Here is a 479-nt window from a genome sequence, read left to right as displayed (position 1 = left end):
TGTGGGGCCTCACCATGGTCGACCAGTTGGCCTGCCGGATCGAATTCCAGGGCCTGCGCTATGAGGGTCGCTATACGCCGCCTTCCGTCCAGGGCTCGCTGATCTACCCCGGCAATTTCGGCACCTTCAACTGGGGTGGCGTCGCCGTCGACCCGGTCCGGCAGGTGCTGTTCGGCATGCCGACCTATCTGGCGTTCAAGTCGCAGTTGATCCCGCGCGATCAGGTGCCGCCGCCGGACGAAGGGCGGGGCAGCGAACAGGGGCTGAACCGCAACGAGGGCGCGCCCTATGCGGTGGTGATGGGACCGTTCCTGTCGCCGCTCGGCATTCCTTGCCAGGCGCCGCCCTGGGGCTATGTCGCCGGTGCCGATCTCAGGACCGGCAAGATCGCCTACAAGCACCGCAACGGCACCGTCTACGATATGACGCCGCTGCCGCTGCCGCTGAAGGTCGGCGTGCCCGGCATCGGCGGGCCGCCG

General features: G+C 68.1%; 1 pseudogene. It reads left to right on the top strand.

The features are described from left to right. A pseudogene (locus EOA22_RS36955) lies at nucleotides 1-479 on the top strand (membrane-bound PQQ-dependent dehydrogenase, glucose/quinate/shikimate family); the annotation flags it as partial.

It is taken from the genome of Mesorhizobium sp. M7A.F.Ca.US.014.04.1.1 (assembly GCF_003998745.1).
GTDB classification, from domain to species: Bacteria; Pseudomonadota; Alphaproteobacteria; order Rhizobiales; family Rhizobiaceae; genus Mesorhizobium; species Mesorhizobium ciceri.
Note: the sequence above shows the minus strand (reverse complement) of the source record. Positions and strands in the feature narration are given on the sequence as shown.